Raw genomic sequence first — 13,940 nt, forward strand, 5'->3', positions numbered from 1 at the left:
AATATAGTCATGCAAACAATAATAAATCCTTGTAAAAGTGAATGGTTTGAAGTTTTAAAAAGACCAACTCAAACCGTTGATGATATAGAATCTACTGTCATTAAAATTTTTGATGAAGTTCGTAAGAATGGTGATACAGCTATAAAAAAGTACACTATTCAATTTGATGGAATCGATTTAAAATCGAGTTGCGTGACTGCCGATGAAATTGAATCTGCAAGTAAAACCATACCTGAAGAACTTAAAACTGCTATAGAAACTGCTAAGCAAAACATTGAAGTTTTTCATACAGCTCAAAAGACATCAAAAGTTAATATTGAAACTACACCAGGTGTATCATGTTGGCAAGAAAAAAGACCTATTGAAAAAGTAGGTTTATATATTCCTGGTGGAACTGCTCCATTATTTTCAACTGTTTTAATGTTAGCTATTCCTGCTCAAATTGCTGGATGCAAAGAAATAGTATTGTGCTCTCCACCAAATAAAGAAGGAACTATTGCTCCAGAAATTTTGTATGCAGCTCAACTTTGTGGTGTAACAAAAATCATTAAAGTTGGAGGAATTCAAGCTATTGCTGGATTAACTTTTGGAACGGATACCATTCCTAAGGTTTATAAAATTTTTGGACCAGGTAATCAGTTTGTAACGGTTGCAAAACAATTATCAACCAAATATGGTGTTGCCATTGATATGCCTGCAGGACCTAGTGAATTACTGGTTGTTGCAGATGAGAAAGCTAATGCTTCATATATAGCTTCAGATTTATTGAGTCAAGCAGAACACGGAACAGATAGTCAGGTTATTTTAGTTTCTACATCTAATAAAATGATTGAGGAAGTTTCAAATGAAGTGGAGAAACAATTACAGGTTCTTCCACGTAAAGCTATTGCAGAAAAATCAATAGCCAACTCTAAACTTATCTATGTTGAAAATGATGTCTTGGCACTTGAGTTAATCAATGAATATGGCCCGGAACATTTTATTATTTGCACAGAAAATAGCGATTTTTATGTTGAAGGGATAATAAATGCAGGCTCTGTTTTTATCGGTAATTATACACCTGAAAGCGCAGGCGATTATGCTTCGGGAACGAATCATACCTTGCCTACCAATGGGTTTTCAAAAGCATATTCTGGAGTGAATTTAGATAGTTTTTTAAAGAGTATGACTTTTCAAAAAATAACCAAAGAAGGGTTGTTGAATATTGGAAAAACTATAGAACTTATGGCGGAAGCAGAAGGTCTGCAAGCTCACAAAAATGCGGTATCAATACGATTAAAAGATTTGAAACAATGAACATTCAAGATTTGATAAGACCTACTATTAAGGCTTTAAAACCTTATTCGTCTGCGAGAGATGAGTTTCAAGGTGTTCCTGCTGATATGGTATTTTTGGATGCAAATGAAAACCCATTTGAAAACGGGGTAAATCGTTATCCTGATCCGCATCAAAATAAATTAAAAAGCATTTTATCAAAAATTAAAAATATTTCAACTCAAAATATCCTTTTAGGAAACGGTAGTGATGAAGTTCTGGATTTAATTTTTAGAATGTTTTGCGAGCCAAATAAAGACAATGTCATTATTCTTCCGCCAACTTATGGTATGTATGAGGTCCTTGCTAATTTGAATGCCATTGAAACTATTAAAGTGCCACTTTCTGAGGCATTTCAACCAAAGGTTGATGAGATTTTAAATGCCACAAATTCCAATAGCAAGCTCTTGTTTTTGTGTTCGCCTAACAATCCGACAGGCAATAGTTTTTCAGCTAATTCTATTGAAACATTGTTGAAATCGTTTAATGGAATTGTTGTTATTGATGAGGCCTATATTGATTTTTCAAATGAGGAAAGCTGGATTAAAAGATTGGAAGAATTTCCTAATCTTATTGTAACGCAAACCTTATCAAAGGCTTATGGAATGGCGGGAATTCGTTTAGGAATATGTTATGCTTCAACAGAAATAATTTCTGTTTTAAATGCTATTAAACCACCTTATAATGTTAACGAGTTAACACAACAAAAAGCTATAGAAAATCTGAAAAAAGATTTAGCAAAAAATCAAATAGCTGATATTTTAAAGGAAAGAAGTGTTCTAATGGATGAATTAAAAACCTTGGATTTTGTTTTTAAAATTTATCCTTCCGATGCAAATTTTATTTTAATCAAGGTTGATGATGCCAATAAACGTTACGATCAGCTTATAAAAAAGGGCATTGTTATTAGAAACAGGACGACTCAGTATGGTTGTGAGAATTGTTTAAGGATAACCGTTGGAACCGCTTCAGAAAATAAAAAATTAATTACAGAATTTCGTGAACTTCAAAGTTTATAAATTATGAAGAAAGTATTGTTTATTGATCGTGATGGAACTATCATAAGAGAACCTGCAGACGAGCAAATCGATTCATTTGAAAAGCTTCAATTCTACCCAAAAGTATTTCAATACTTGGGTAAAATTGCAAAAGAATTGGACTATGAATTAGTGATGGTTACAAATCAGGATGGTTTAGGAACTGATGTTTATCCCGAAGACACCTTTTGGCCAGTGCACAATTTTGTAATTAAATGTTTTGAAGAAGAAGGCGTAAAATTTGCAGAACAAATTATTGATAGAACTTTTGCTAGAGATAATGCACCAACAAGAAAGCCCAATACAGGCTTACTTACTAAGTACTTTTCTGATGATTATGATTTGGAAAATTCATTTGTGATAGGCGATAGGTTGACTGATATTGAATTAGCTAAGAATTTAGGCGCAAAAGGCATTTTTATTAATGATGAAACTCATTTAGGAGTTGACGAGATTACAGTTAAGCGTGACGAGTTGAATAAATATATTGCCTTAGAAACTAACGATTGGCAAAAGATTTATGCGTTTTTAAAAGCTGATGACAGGAGTGGAGGTATTATAAGAAATACTAATGAAACTAAAATTGCTATTCAATTAAATCTTGATGGTACTGGTAAAAGTAAAATTGATACTGGTATTGCTTTTTTTGACCATATGTTAGACCAAATTGCGCGTCACGGACAGTTGGATTTGAAAATACATGTTGAAGGTGATTTAGACGTTGACGAACACCATACCATTGAAGATACTGCTATTGCTTTGGGAGAATTGTTTCACACTGTTTTAGGGAACAAATTAGGAATTGAGCGATACGGATTTTGTCTGCCAATGGACGATTGTTATGCACAGGCTGCGATAGATTTTGGAGGAAGGAACTGGTTGGTTTGGGAAGCTGATTTCAAACGTGAAATGGTTGGAAAAATGCCAACGGAGATGTTTTATCATTTCTTTAAATCATTTACAGACGGCGCAAAATGTAATTTAAACATCAAAGCAGAAGGGACTAATGAACACCATAAGATTGAAGCCATTTTTAAAGCTTTTGCAAAAGCCATTAAAATGGCGGTAAAACGAGATATTGAAAAAATGATTTTACCATCAACAAAAGGGATGCTTTAATGAAATTAGTAATAATAAATTATGGTGCCGGTAATATAAAAAGCATTCAGTTTGCTTTTAATCGTTTGGGTATTGATGCGGTTTTATCAAATAATCCAGAAGAAATTTTAGCTGCTGATAAAATTATCTTTCCAGGTGTTGGTGAAGCCAGTACTGCTATGAAAAAATTAAGGGAAAGTGGTTTGGATAAATTGATTCCGAATTTACAGCAACCGGTTTTAGGTATTTGTTTGGGTATGCAATTGCTATGTAATTCGACAGAAGAAGGAAACACTAAAGGTCTTGGTGTTTTTAATACTGAGGTTAAAAGGTTTTCAAATGAAGTAAAAGTGCCTCAAATGGGATGGAACGTCATCAAAAACTTAAAATCAAATTTGTTTTCAGGAATTAAGGAAAATGAATACATGTATTTGGTTCATAGCTATTACGCTGAGTATTGTAAGGAAACCATTGCAACTACAGATTATGGTTTGAATTATGCTTCAGCATTACAACATAAAAATTTTTATGGGGTTCAGTTTCACCCAGAAAAGAGTAGTTTAGCAGGAGCAAGATTGTTGCAGAATTTTATTGAATTATAATTATGAGAATTATACCGGCCATAGATATTATAGATGGAAAATGTGTTCGTTTGACAAAAGGCGATTATGAAACGAAAAAAATCTACAATGAAAATCCGCTTGAAGTCGCAAAGGCCTTTGAAGCTTCTGGGATAGAATATTTACATTTGGTAGATTTAGATGGAGCAAAAGCTCAACATATCGTTAATTTTAAAGTGTTAGAACAAATAGCTTCAAAAACTACTTTAAAAATTGATTTTGGTGGAGGACTTAAAGCCAATGAAGATTTGCATATTGCTTTTAATTCTGGAGCGAAACAAATCACAGGTGGAAGTATCGCAGTTAAAGACGCAAAAACATTTGAAGGTTGGATATCAAAATATGGAGCTGCAAAAATCATTTTGGGAGCAGATAGCCATCAAGGTAAAGTGTCCATTAGCGGTTGGATGGAGCAAAGTGAAGAAGATATAATTCCATTTATAAAAGCATATCAAAAGAAAAGTATTCAATACGTTATTTGTACAGATATTTCAAAAGATGGTATGCTTGAAGGACCATCAGTAGATTTATACAAGCAAATTATCGCAGAGTGTAGCAACAGTAGCAGTGGTCAATCCATAAAATTAATAGCCTCTGGCGGTATTTCTTCTATTGAAGAGTTACCTGTTCTTAGAGACCTAGGTTGTGATGGCGTCATTATCGGAAAAGCTATTTATGAAAATAGAATAAGTTTAAAACAACTTGAAAAATACGTTTAATATAAAGTTCAATCATGTTAGCAAAGCGAATCATTCCTTGTTTGGATATAAAAAATGGGAGAACTGTTAAAGGAGTCAATTTTGTTGATTTAAGGGATGCCGGAGATCCTGTTGAATTAGCAAAACAATACGCTGATATTGGTGCAGATGAATTGGTCTTTCTAGATATTTCAGCAACTTTAGAAGGAAGAGCAACAACTTTGGAAATGGTATTGCATGTTGCAGAACAAGTAAATATCCCTTTTACGGTTGGAGGTGGCATTTCATCAATTGAACATGTTGATGCTTTATTGCAATGTGGTGCAGATAAAATATCTATCAATTCATCGGCTGTAAAAAGACCAGAATTGGTTAACGAATTAGCCGATAAATTTGGAAGCCAATGTGTTGTAGTTGCTATAGATGCTAAACAAATTAATGGTCAGTGGAAAGTTCATTTAGCAGGGGGAAGTATTCCGACTGATATTGATTTATTTGAATGGGCTAAAGAAGTTGAGAAACGTGGTGCAGGTGAAATTTTATTCACCTCAATGAATCATGATGGAACCAAAAACGGATTTGCAAACGAAGCGCTTGCAAAACTTTCAGATGAATTGAATATCCCTATTATTGCTTCAGGTGGCGCTGGAAATGTGCAACATTTTATTGATACATTTAAAGAAGGAAAAGCAGATGCAGCTTTAGCAGCCAGTGTATTTCATTTTGGTGAGATTCCAATTCCAGAATTAAAAAAAGAATTAAAAAAACATAATATAGAAGTACGGTTATGACTATAAAATATGATACAAATGGACTCGTTCCGGCTATTATTCAAGATGCTACAACAAAAAATGTCTTGATGTTAGGTTATATGAATGAAGAAGCTTATCAAAAAACCTTAGAAACAAAAAAAGTTACTTTTTTTAGTAGAAGTAAACAACGACTATGGACAAAAGGAGAAGAAAGTGGACATTTTTTAAATCTGATAGATATTAAAAATGATTGTGATAATGACACTTTACTTATTCAAGTAAACCCTGTTGGACCAACCTGTCATACAGGTACCGACTCTTGTTGGGGCGAAGAAAATAAATCTAATTATGGTTTTTTTTCAACTTTAGAACATGTTATAACAGAACGAATTGCTAATAAAGACACAAGTAAATCCTATGTTGCAAGTTTATTTGCAAAAGGTATTAATAAAGTAGCACAAAAAGTAGGAGAGGAAGCTGTTGAAACCGTTATTGAAGCCATGGATAATAACGATGAATTGTTTCTTTATGAATCAGCAGATTTAATGTTTCATTACTTAATGTTGCTTCAGGCAAAAGGCTTTACACTTAAAGATATTGAAGCCGAATTAAAAGGCAGGCATAAATAATAAAAAGGCTTTAGAAATTTCTAAAGCCTTTTTTAATTCTATAAATCAACTCATTCATTTAAGTTAATTATGACAATATTATATAAAAAACATCATTAGCTAAAGTAGTTTTTACAATTTCAGAATAACATCAATTTTTTTAGTCTATAATATTTATTAGTGAATATTTATGTAAGTAAATAAAGCAAAAAATATAGTCAATAGTGTTATTATAAATAAATTAATTATAATTATTGCGCTGCTTTTAAAAAAAGATTTCATAATAGGCTGACCATACAAACGGCGATGAGCAGGAAAATAATAATAGATCATCCAAAAAATTCCTGCTGATTTTACACTAAAATTAATCCAATTTACAAGAGGTGTTTTACCAAAAAGAGAGATAAGCTTATCCATAAAAAATAATATTAAGATAAGTAAAAGTATAAATGAAAAATAATGAAGGGTAAAAATACTATGATCAAAATAAAACCATTTTTTCTTGTTGTGGAAAAGCCACAATATAAAAGCAAAAACCGGCATGTACATAAACAATACTTTTGGTAAATTTTTATTAAAAGAAAGCACGAATTTTTCCATAATTTGTTCATTGGTGTTTTCCTTTTTAACAGTAAGCCATTTTTTAAGAAACCAATATTCTGTTGAACTAACTTTTTTTTCTTCACTACTATGTTTTTGAATCGAATCTAATTCAGAGATGGAATTATAGCCAAAATCTGCTACTTCTTTTTTGTCAGCTTGTGCAGTTTGATTTAATATTTTTTTTATTGTGTCATTATTTTGTTGCGAAAGTATACCAACTTTAGTCAAACCATCTATACTTTTTTCTTCAATATGCAAAGAATCTAAAGAAGGTATTCCAATTTTATTTTTTGAAGTTTCATTATAAAATTTATCTACTTCTATAGGTTTATTAGGAAAAAGTGATATAAAAAAAAATGTTATGAAACTTATAAAAATATACAAACGTATTGGTGCTAAAAAAGATAAGCGCTTTCCTGATAAATATTCTTTTGTTAAAGCAGCTGGTTTAAGAAATAAATAAAAAATAGTTTTCCAGAAAGAACTGTCGTAGTGAGTTAAGTCTTCAAAAAAATGAAAAAACAGATGATGAAATGATTTTGTTATTTCGGTATTTTCCTGTCCACAGTTTGAACAATAACGATGCTCTACCAAATGTTGGCAGTTTAAGCATGTTTTGTCTTTTCTTATTTTTTCTTTAGACATTATTTTGTGAAAATAAATTGGCTCTATTATGAGTATGTAAATAATATGTTCGAAGTTATTGCTAATTTCTGATAAAGAGTGAATTATAATAAATAAGTACAGTTACATTTATAAAATGAAATTGATTGTGGCGCTTATTGATGATTTTTTTCATATGAAAGTTAGTTTAGTTTGCAAAATTTTGCCATAGTTAAAAAATAACTTACTTTCAAAACCTTTAAAAAAGCATTAAAAACGTTGAAAAAATACTACTATGTTATTACCGTTCAGTTTTTAGGTTACCGTTTTCATGGTTGGCAAAAACAACCACATGTTAAAACGGTTCACTTAATGATTGATAAAACTTTAAAGTTTATTCTAGAAAAAAAAGCATTTAAAACATTGGGTTCAGGTAGAACTGATGCTATGGTGTCTGCTAATGAAGCTGCTTTTGAATTGTTTTTAGAAGAGCCTATTGAAAATTTTGATGAGTTTTTAAGCTTATTTAATTATAATTTGCCACAGGATATAAGGGCTTTAAGCATTAAAGAAGTGGATTCTGAATTCAACATTATACAAAATTCTAAAATTAAAGAATACTTGTATTTGTTTACTCAGGGAAGTAAAAACCACCCTTTTTGTGCGCCATTAATGACCACCATTTTAGAGCCTTTAGATATAGAATTGATGAAACTAGGAGCTAAATGTTTTGAAGGGCATCATAATTTTAAAACATACTCGTACAAAGCTACAAATGAAGGTGTTTATAACAGAACTATAGATACCTGTGAGCTGTTTGAAAACAATATTTTTACTGCCAATTTTTTTCCAGAAACCAGTTATATTTTAAGAGTGAAAGGAAAAGGGTTTCTGCGAAACCAAATTCGGTTGATGATGGGAGCTTTAATTAAACTTGGTAGGGGAGATATCACTTTGGAATATATTGAAAGCACCTTAAAGCCTACAAGTAATGAAGTTATGGATTATATAGCCCCAGCTTCAGGATTAATTCTAAATAAAATAGAGTTTGAATAAACTTAAAAACTCTAACAGTAAGTTTATTTATATAACTTATTTATAATCAATATCTTGCTGGTTATTAGATGCAAATTATACAAAATATATCAGAAACTCTATAACATGGTTGGTCTTTAACGATAGTATCTTTACAGTAAATTAATAATAAAACTTAAAAAGATGAAAAATGTAATTTATATCTGTTTGTTTTTGTTCATAGCTAATGTATTTGCTCAAGAAAAACCAAAAAATATTTTAGAAGAGGAAAAAGTAAAAACTATAAAGGTTAATAATGGAAAAGAAATAGTTGAGAAAAAAATAAAAGTCACAACAAGAGAAGAGCAAGCCATTGAATTTGATGCAAAAGATAAAAACAAAACAGATAAAGACATTATAGTAAGCCCTATTAAAGTCAAAAAGACTATTGAAATAGATAACGATAATGACAGATTATATGACACTATGACTGAAATTGGTTATTATGAATTTGAAGGGAATAGATATAATTTCAAAAAAATGAATAATGGTTTTTTAGTATCATCAGAAAACAAAGAAAACTCTAATAGTTTTGGAAATATTGAGAGATTCAATAAAGAAAATCATTATTTGTTTCATAATGCTGAAACTACTGGAATTGGGTATTTTAATACTGAAGGAAATTTTATTGTAGAATATTATGACAAAAAATCTGGAGAATTGGTAAGCAAAGAATTTATGGCAATAAAATAGTTTATTATGTATATAGTAGTTAAAAGTCCTGTTTTAAACAGGACTTTTTTTGTATTTTAGTAGCCTGTCAATAGATAATATTATGAATCCACCAATCTCAACTAAAACTTTAGAATTTTTACAAAACTTAGAGAAAAACAACAACCGTGAGTGGTTTAATGATCATAAAAAGGAATTTAAATCTATTGAAACGGATGTTAAAAAGGTTTATAATGCTGTTTTTGAAAATTTGAAAGCACATGATGATGTAGATAAATTAAAACTATTTAGAATTTATCGAGATGTTCGTTTTTCAAAAAATAAACAACCCTATAAAACTCATTTTGGAGGTTCATTTCATAGAACTAAACCGCATTTAAGGGGTGGTTACTATCTTCATATTCAGCCGAATAACGAAAGTTTTATTGCAACTGGCTTTTGGGAACCAAATAAAGAAGATTTATTAAGAATGCGAAAAGAATTTGAAATGGATGATGAAGAAATGCGATCTATTATCAATGATAAATCTTTTAAAAATGTATGGGGAAACTTATTAGGTGACGAATTGGTTTCAGCTCCAAAAGGTTTCAATAAAGAGCATAAAGCCATTGATTTAATCAGGAAAAAACAATACATCTTCACAAAAAAATTCACGGATAAAGAAGTATTGAGTCAAGATTTTATCTCAAATGTAAATATCGCATTTAAAGCCATTCGCCCATATTTTAATTATATGAGCGATGTCCTTACAACAGATTTAAACGGTGTTTCTTTAATTTAAACAGCACTCAAAAATTCAGGTCTTTCAAACAATTGAATGTTACTGATTAAGCGGTCTTTAACAATGCCCATCATGCGTTTGTTTAAAGCAGACGAATTTTGAATGTACGTCAAATATTCCTCAACTGTAAAAAGACCAATTACAATTCCTTTTAAAGAGTTTCTAAATTTTATATCTCTTTGAATGGAGTTTTCTATGTAATTAATTTTTTTTTCAACGGTTAAATCGTAAAATGAATTTTTGTGCTTATTTACATAGTTTTTAAAAACTTCAATGAGTAAATCATTTTGCAATTTTACAATTGGTCTTAAAACCAAATTTTGAAATCGTTCATCATTACTCATGTTGTCATTAATTGTATCCGTAGAAATTTCAGGGCGAATACTTTCTAGGTTTAACTGTCTTGTGTTCATGACGTTGGTTTTTATTAAAATTATAGATTTATAAAAAGAAATAAAACAAATGCATTTTTACTTTTTAACTAGGTTATCAACAATTTTGAAATCCATACCTTTATAGTCATAAAAAACAAAGAATCAACATTGAAATTTTATGAAGTTTGGAAGCGTAGAAAACCCTGAGATTATAGACTTTACATTACCTGAAGACCATTTGGGTACTAAAAAGGTGTTAAATACCTTTAAAGATGATAACATTCCGGAAATTTATGTAGGTTGCGCCAAATGGAATAAGGCAGATTTAAAAGGGTTTTATCCTAAAGGAACAAAAGACGAGTTGGTTTATTATGCCTCTCAATTTAATTCCATTGAATTGAATGCCACTTTTTATAGAATATTTTCTGCACAACAATTTGAAAATTGGCATGAAAAAACACCGAGAGGGTTTAAGTTTTTCCCAAAACTCAACCAAGAAATTAGCCATTGGAAGCGTTTGGTCGAAGTTAAAAATGTGGTAGAAAATTATTTGTATAATGCTTCAAACCTGAAAGATAAACTAGGAACCATATTTTTGCAAATGCACAACAATTTCAGTCCTAAAGATTTTAATAGGGTAGTGGATTTTGTTGAAAATTGGCCAAGTGAATTGCCTCTAGCTATAGAATTTAGACATACCAATTGGTTTAACGATCTTGAAGTTGCAAAAGATTTATATCAACTTCTAGAAGAAAATAACGTATCAAATATTATAGTTGATACTGCCGGAAGACGCGATTTGTTGCACATGAGATTGACTAATGCTACAGCCTTTGTTCGTTATGTTGGTGCCAACCATAAAAGCGATTATGAGCGATTAGATGATTGGATAGAACGATTAAAACTATGGAAAGAAGAAGGGGTAAAAGAAATAGATTTCTTTATCCATCAAAATATTGAAAAAGAATCACCATTACTTTCAGCTTATTTTATAAAAAGATTAAACAAGGAATTAGGTTACTCATTAACAATTCCAAATGATGATTCTCAAAAAAGTTTGTTATTATAATAAAAAAGATAAAATGAAATTTCATACACGTAAATGGGTAAAACCAGAAGATTTAAATCCAAATGGAACACTGTTTGGTGGACGACTTTTAGAATGGATTGATGAAGAAGCTGCATTGTACACCATCATTCAATTAGAAAATCAAAAGGTAGTCACTAAATATATGAGTGAAATTGATTTTAAATCTTCAGCACGACAAGGAGATATTGTAGAAATTGGTATTGAAGTAGTTAAATTTGGAAAGGCGTCTTTGACACTAAGTAGTGAAGTTAGAAATAAAATGACTCAGGAAACCATCATTACAATTTCAAACATCGTTATGGTTAATTTAGGTCCCGATGGGAAAGCCAAACCTCATGGGAAAACGCATATAGAATTTGTGGAAGACAGATTAAAGTAATAATTCACAAAATCAACTTTAAAATTTATGAGCAAACATCGATTTCTATTGAGATAAAATCGATTTTTTCTCAATCCATTAATAATATTATAAAAATGATTCTCAATCCATAGTAACTTTTAGTATTATGGTGAAAAAAGATGAGTTTTTTATAAATTTGCCATCCTTATAACTTGTTGTAATATATAGATATAATTACTCTCAAGTTTCAATATTAAATTAAAGATATTTATGAGCAAAACACTGTTTGACAAAGTATGGGATTCACACGTTGTTAAAAAAATAGAAGGAGGACCAGATGTATTTTTTATAGATCGTCATTTTATACATGAGGTAACAAGTCCTGTTGCTTTTCTTGGCTTAAAAACAAGAGGCCTAAAAGTATTATATCCAGAACGCACTTTCGCAACTGCCGACCATAATACACCAACTATCAATCAACATTTGCCAGTTCAAGATCCATTATCTGCAAACCAATTAAAGGCATTAGAAGATAATTCAAAAGAATATGGAATCAGTCACTGGGGACTTGGTGATAAAAAAAATGGGATTGTCCATGTTGTAGGTCCTGAAAATGGAATTACTTTCCCAGGAGCTACCATTGTTTGTGGAGATTCGCACACATCAACCCATGGGGCATTTGGAGCTATTGCTTTTGGAATTGGTACTTCAGAAGTTGAAATGGTATTGTCTACACAATGCATCATGCAGCCAAAGCCTAAGAAAATGCGTATTAACGTGAATGGACAGTTGGGAAAAGGGGTGACTCCAAAAGATGTGGCTTTATATATTATTTCACAACTTACAACTTCTGGTGCTACAGGTTATTTTGTTGAATATGCAGGTGATGTTTTTGAGAACATGACAATGGAAGGTCGTATGACTGTTTGTAATTTATCTATTGAAATGGGCGCTCGTGGTGGTATGATCGCTCCAGACGAAACAACTTTTGCTTATTTAAAAGGAAAACCATTATCATTAAAAGGAGAAGAGTGGGACAAAGCGGTAGCACATTGGAAAACTTTAAAAACGGATGTCAATGCAACGTTTGATAAAGAATTAAACTTTAAAGCCAGTGATATTGAACCTATGATTACTTACGGAACAAATCCGGGTATGGGTATGGGGATTTCTAAACACATCCCTGATGCTGATAAAGTTGAAGGTGGTGTTGCAACTTATAAAAAATCATTGGACTATATGGGCTACCATGAAAATGATTCCATGATTGGTAAAAAAATCGATTATGTGTTTTTAGGAAGTTGTACTAATGGTAGAATTGAAGACTTTCGTGCATTTGCATCTATTGTAAAAGGAAAGAAAAAAGCAGACCATGTTACTGCATGGTTAGTACCAGGATCTCATGAAGTGGAAGCATTAATTAAAGAAGAAGGTATTCTGGACATTATTACTGAAGCTGGATTTGTATTAAGACAACCTGGTTGTTCTGCATGTTTGGCTATGAATGATGATAAAGTACCGGCTGGAAAATACGCGGTTAGTACATCAAACAGAAATTTCGAAGGGCGTCAAGGACCAGGTTCAAGAACATTATTGGCAAGTCCATTAGTAGCTGCAGCAGCAGCTGTAACAGGTGTAGTAACAGATCCTAGAGATTTAATTTAAAATTAGAAAAAATGGCTTACGATAAATTTAATATACTTACAAGTACAGCAGTTCCATTACCGTTAGAAAATGTTGATACAGACCAAATTATACCAGCTCGTTTCTTAAAAGCTACTGAACGAAAAGGATTTGGTGACAACTTATTTAGAGATTGGAGATACAATGGTGATAATACTCCAAAAGAGAGTTTTGTGTTAAATAATCCTATTTATTCAGGGAAAATTTTAGTCGGAGGAAAGAATTTTGGTTCCGGTTCATCAAGAGAGCATGCAGCTTGGGCTGTTTACGATTACGGATTCCGTTGTGTGGTTTCTAGTTTTTTTGCTGATATTTTTAGAAATAACTGTTTGAATATTGGTGTGTTGCCGGTTCAAGTGAGTGCAGAGTTTTCAGAACAACTATTTAATGCTATTTACGATGATCCTAATACTGAAATAGAAGTAAATCTTCCAAATCAAACAATTACTATCATTTCAACAGGAGCTCAAGAATCTTTTGAAATAAATAGTTATAAAAAGGATAATATGCTTAATGGTTTTGATGATATTGATTATCTTCAAAATATTAAAGGTGAAATAGAATCTTTTGCAAATGGTCTGTTACTATAAATA

The 13,940-nt window shown here is 31.2% G+C and carries 16 protein-coding genes; 14 read left to right on the forward strand and 2 right to left on the reverse strand.

Features of this window, described 5'->3' with window-relative positions:
• Positions 1-9: 9 nt before the first annotated feature.
• The 7 genes from hisD to hisIE are packed head-to-tail and all read left to right on the forward strand — an operon-like array spanning position 10 to position 6,148.
• Positions 10-1,296 (forward strand): histidinol dehydrogenase, encoded by a 1,287-nt coding sequence (hisD, locus tag V8G69_RS10265; RefSeq protein WP_394881801.1) that lies wholly within the window; start codon positions 10-12, stop codon positions 1,294-1,296.
• Positions 1,293-2,333: a histidinol-phosphate transaminase gene (gene hisC, locus V8G69_RS10270; protein WP_394881803.1), complete on the forward strand. Its 1,041-nt coding sequence runs from the start codon at positions 1,293-1,295 to the stop codon at positions 2,331-2,333. The genes hisD and hisC overlap by 4 nt, the downstream gene beginning before the upstream one ends.
• A gap of 3 nt (positions 2,334-2,336) precedes the next feature.
• Complete coding sequence (gene hisB / locus V8G69_RS10275; RefSeq protein ID WP_394881805.1) at positions 2,337-3,470, forward strand: bifunctional histidinol-phosphatase/imidazoleglycerol-phosphate dehydratase HisB; 1,134 nt, start codon at positions 2,337-2,339, stop codon at positions 3,468-3,470.
• Positions 3,470-4,051: an imidazole glycerol phosphate synthase subunit HisH gene (gene hisH, locus V8G69_RS10280; protein ID WP_394881806.1), complete on the forward strand. Its 582-nt coding sequence runs from the start codon at positions 3,470-3,472 to the stop codon at positions 4,049-4,051. The genes hisB and hisH overlap by 1 nt, the downstream gene beginning before the upstream one ends.
• Positions 4,052-4,053: 2 nt before the next feature.
• Positions 4,054-4,788, forward strand: a complete 735-nt coding sequence (gene hisA / locus V8G69_RS10285; RefSeq protein ID WP_394881808.1) for a 1-(5-phosphoribosyl)-5-[(5-phosphoribosylamino)methylideneamino]imidazole-4-carboxamide isomerase — start codon at positions 4,054-4,056, stop codon at positions 4,786-4,788.
• Between the two features lie 14 nt (positions 4,789-4,802).
• The gene (gene hisF / locus V8G69_RS10290; protein ID WP_394881810.1) at positions 4,803-5,558 is read left to right on the forward strand and encodes an imidazole glycerol phosphate synthase subunit HisF; all 756 of its coding nucleotides are present in this window, start codon (positions 4,803-4,805) and stop codon (positions 5,556-5,558) included.
• On the forward strand, positions 5,555-6,148 hold the full coding sequence (hisIE, locus tag V8G69_RS10295) for a bifunctional phosphoribosyl-AMP cyclohydrolase/phosphoribosyl-ATP diphosphatase HisIE (RefSeq protein WP_394881811.1): 594 nt from the start codon (positions 5,555-5,557) through the stop codon (positions 6,146-6,148). The genes hisF and hisIE overlap by 4 nt, the downstream gene beginning before the upstream one ends.
• Positions 6,149-6,304: 156 nt before the next feature.
• Here hisIE and V8G69_RS10300 read toward each other — a convergent pair whose 3' ends face one another.
• Positions 6,305-7,375: a DUF3667 domain-containing protein gene (locus V8G69_RS10300; protein ID WP_394881813.1), complete on the reverse strand. Its 1,071-nt coding sequence runs from the start codon at positions 7,373-7,375 to the stop codon at positions 6,305-6,307.
• Between the two features lie 237 nt (positions 7,376-7,612).
• Here V8G69_RS10300 and V8G69_RS10305 point away from each other — a divergent pair, with 237 nt between their 5' ends.
• The 3 genes from V8G69_RS10305 to V8G69_RS10315 all read left to right on the forward strand — a co-directional run bounded on the left by V8G69_RS10305 (position 7,613) and on the right by V8G69_RS10315 (position 9,860).
• The gene (locus V8G69_RS10305) at positions 7,613-8,389 is read left to right on the forward strand and encodes a tRNA pseudouridine synthase A (RefSeq protein ID WP_394881815.1); all 777 of its coding nucleotides are present in this window, start codon (positions 7,613-7,615) and stop codon (positions 8,387-8,389) included.
• Positions 8,390-8,551: 162 nt separating this feature from the next.
• Complete coding sequence (locus V8G69_RS10310; RefSeq protein ID WP_394881816.1) at positions 8,552-9,100, forward strand: hypothetical protein; 549 nt, start codon at positions 8,552-8,554, stop codon at positions 9,098-9,100.
• A gap of 82 nt (positions 9,101-9,182) precedes the next feature.
• Positions 9,183-9,860 (forward strand): DUF2461 domain-containing protein, encoded by a 678-nt coding sequence (locus V8G69_RS10315; RefSeq protein ID WP_394881817.1) that lies wholly within the window; start codon positions 9,183-9,185, stop codon positions 9,858-9,860.
• Here V8G69_RS10315 and V8G69_RS10320 read toward each other — a convergent pair.
• Positions 9,857-10,273: a glyoxalase gene (locus V8G69_RS10320; RefSeq protein ID WP_394881818.1), complete on the reverse strand. Its 417-nt coding sequence runs from the start codon at positions 10,271-10,273 to the stop codon at positions 9,857-9,859. The two genes, V8G69_RS10315 and V8G69_RS10320, sit on opposite strands and share 4 nt — an antisense overlap.
• Before the next feature lie 139 nt (positions 10,274-10,412).
• On the opposite strand from V8G69_RS10320, the gene V8G69_RS10325 reads away from it, so the two are divergent.
• The 4 genes from V8G69_RS10325 (at position 10,413) to leuD (ending at position 13,937) form a co-directional block, all read left to right on the forward strand.
• Positions 10,413-11,303, forward strand: a complete 891-nt coding sequence (locus V8G69_RS10325; RefSeq protein WP_394881819.1) for a DUF72 domain-containing protein — start codon at positions 10,413-10,415, stop codon at positions 11,301-11,303.
• Positions 11,304-11,316: 13 nt separating this feature from the next.
• A complete protein-coding gene (locus V8G69_RS10330; RefSeq protein WP_394881820.1) occupies positions 11,317-11,703 on the forward strand; it encodes an acyl-CoA thioesterase in 387 nt (128 codons plus the stop codon).
• Positions 11,704-11,934: 231 nt separating this feature from the next.
• Entirely contained in the window at positions 11,935-13,329 is a 1,395-nt protein-coding gene (gene leuC, locus V8G69_RS10335; RefSeq protein ID WP_394881821.1) for a 3-isopropylmalate dehydratase large subunit, read from the forward strand.
• Positions 13,330-13,340: 11 nt separating this feature from the next.
• Positions 13,341-13,937, forward strand: a complete 597-nt coding sequence (gene leuD / locus V8G69_RS10340; protein ID WP_394881823.1) for a 3-isopropylmalate dehydratase small subunit — start codon at positions 13,341-13,343, stop codon at positions 13,935-13,937.
• The last annotated feature ends 3 nt before the right edge of the window (positions 13,938-13,940 follow it).

It is taken from the genome of Gaetbulibacter sp. M235, from assembly GCF_043876835.1.
Lineage (GTDB): Bacteria > Bacteroidota > Bacteroidia > Flavobacteriales > Flavobacteriaceae > Yeosuana.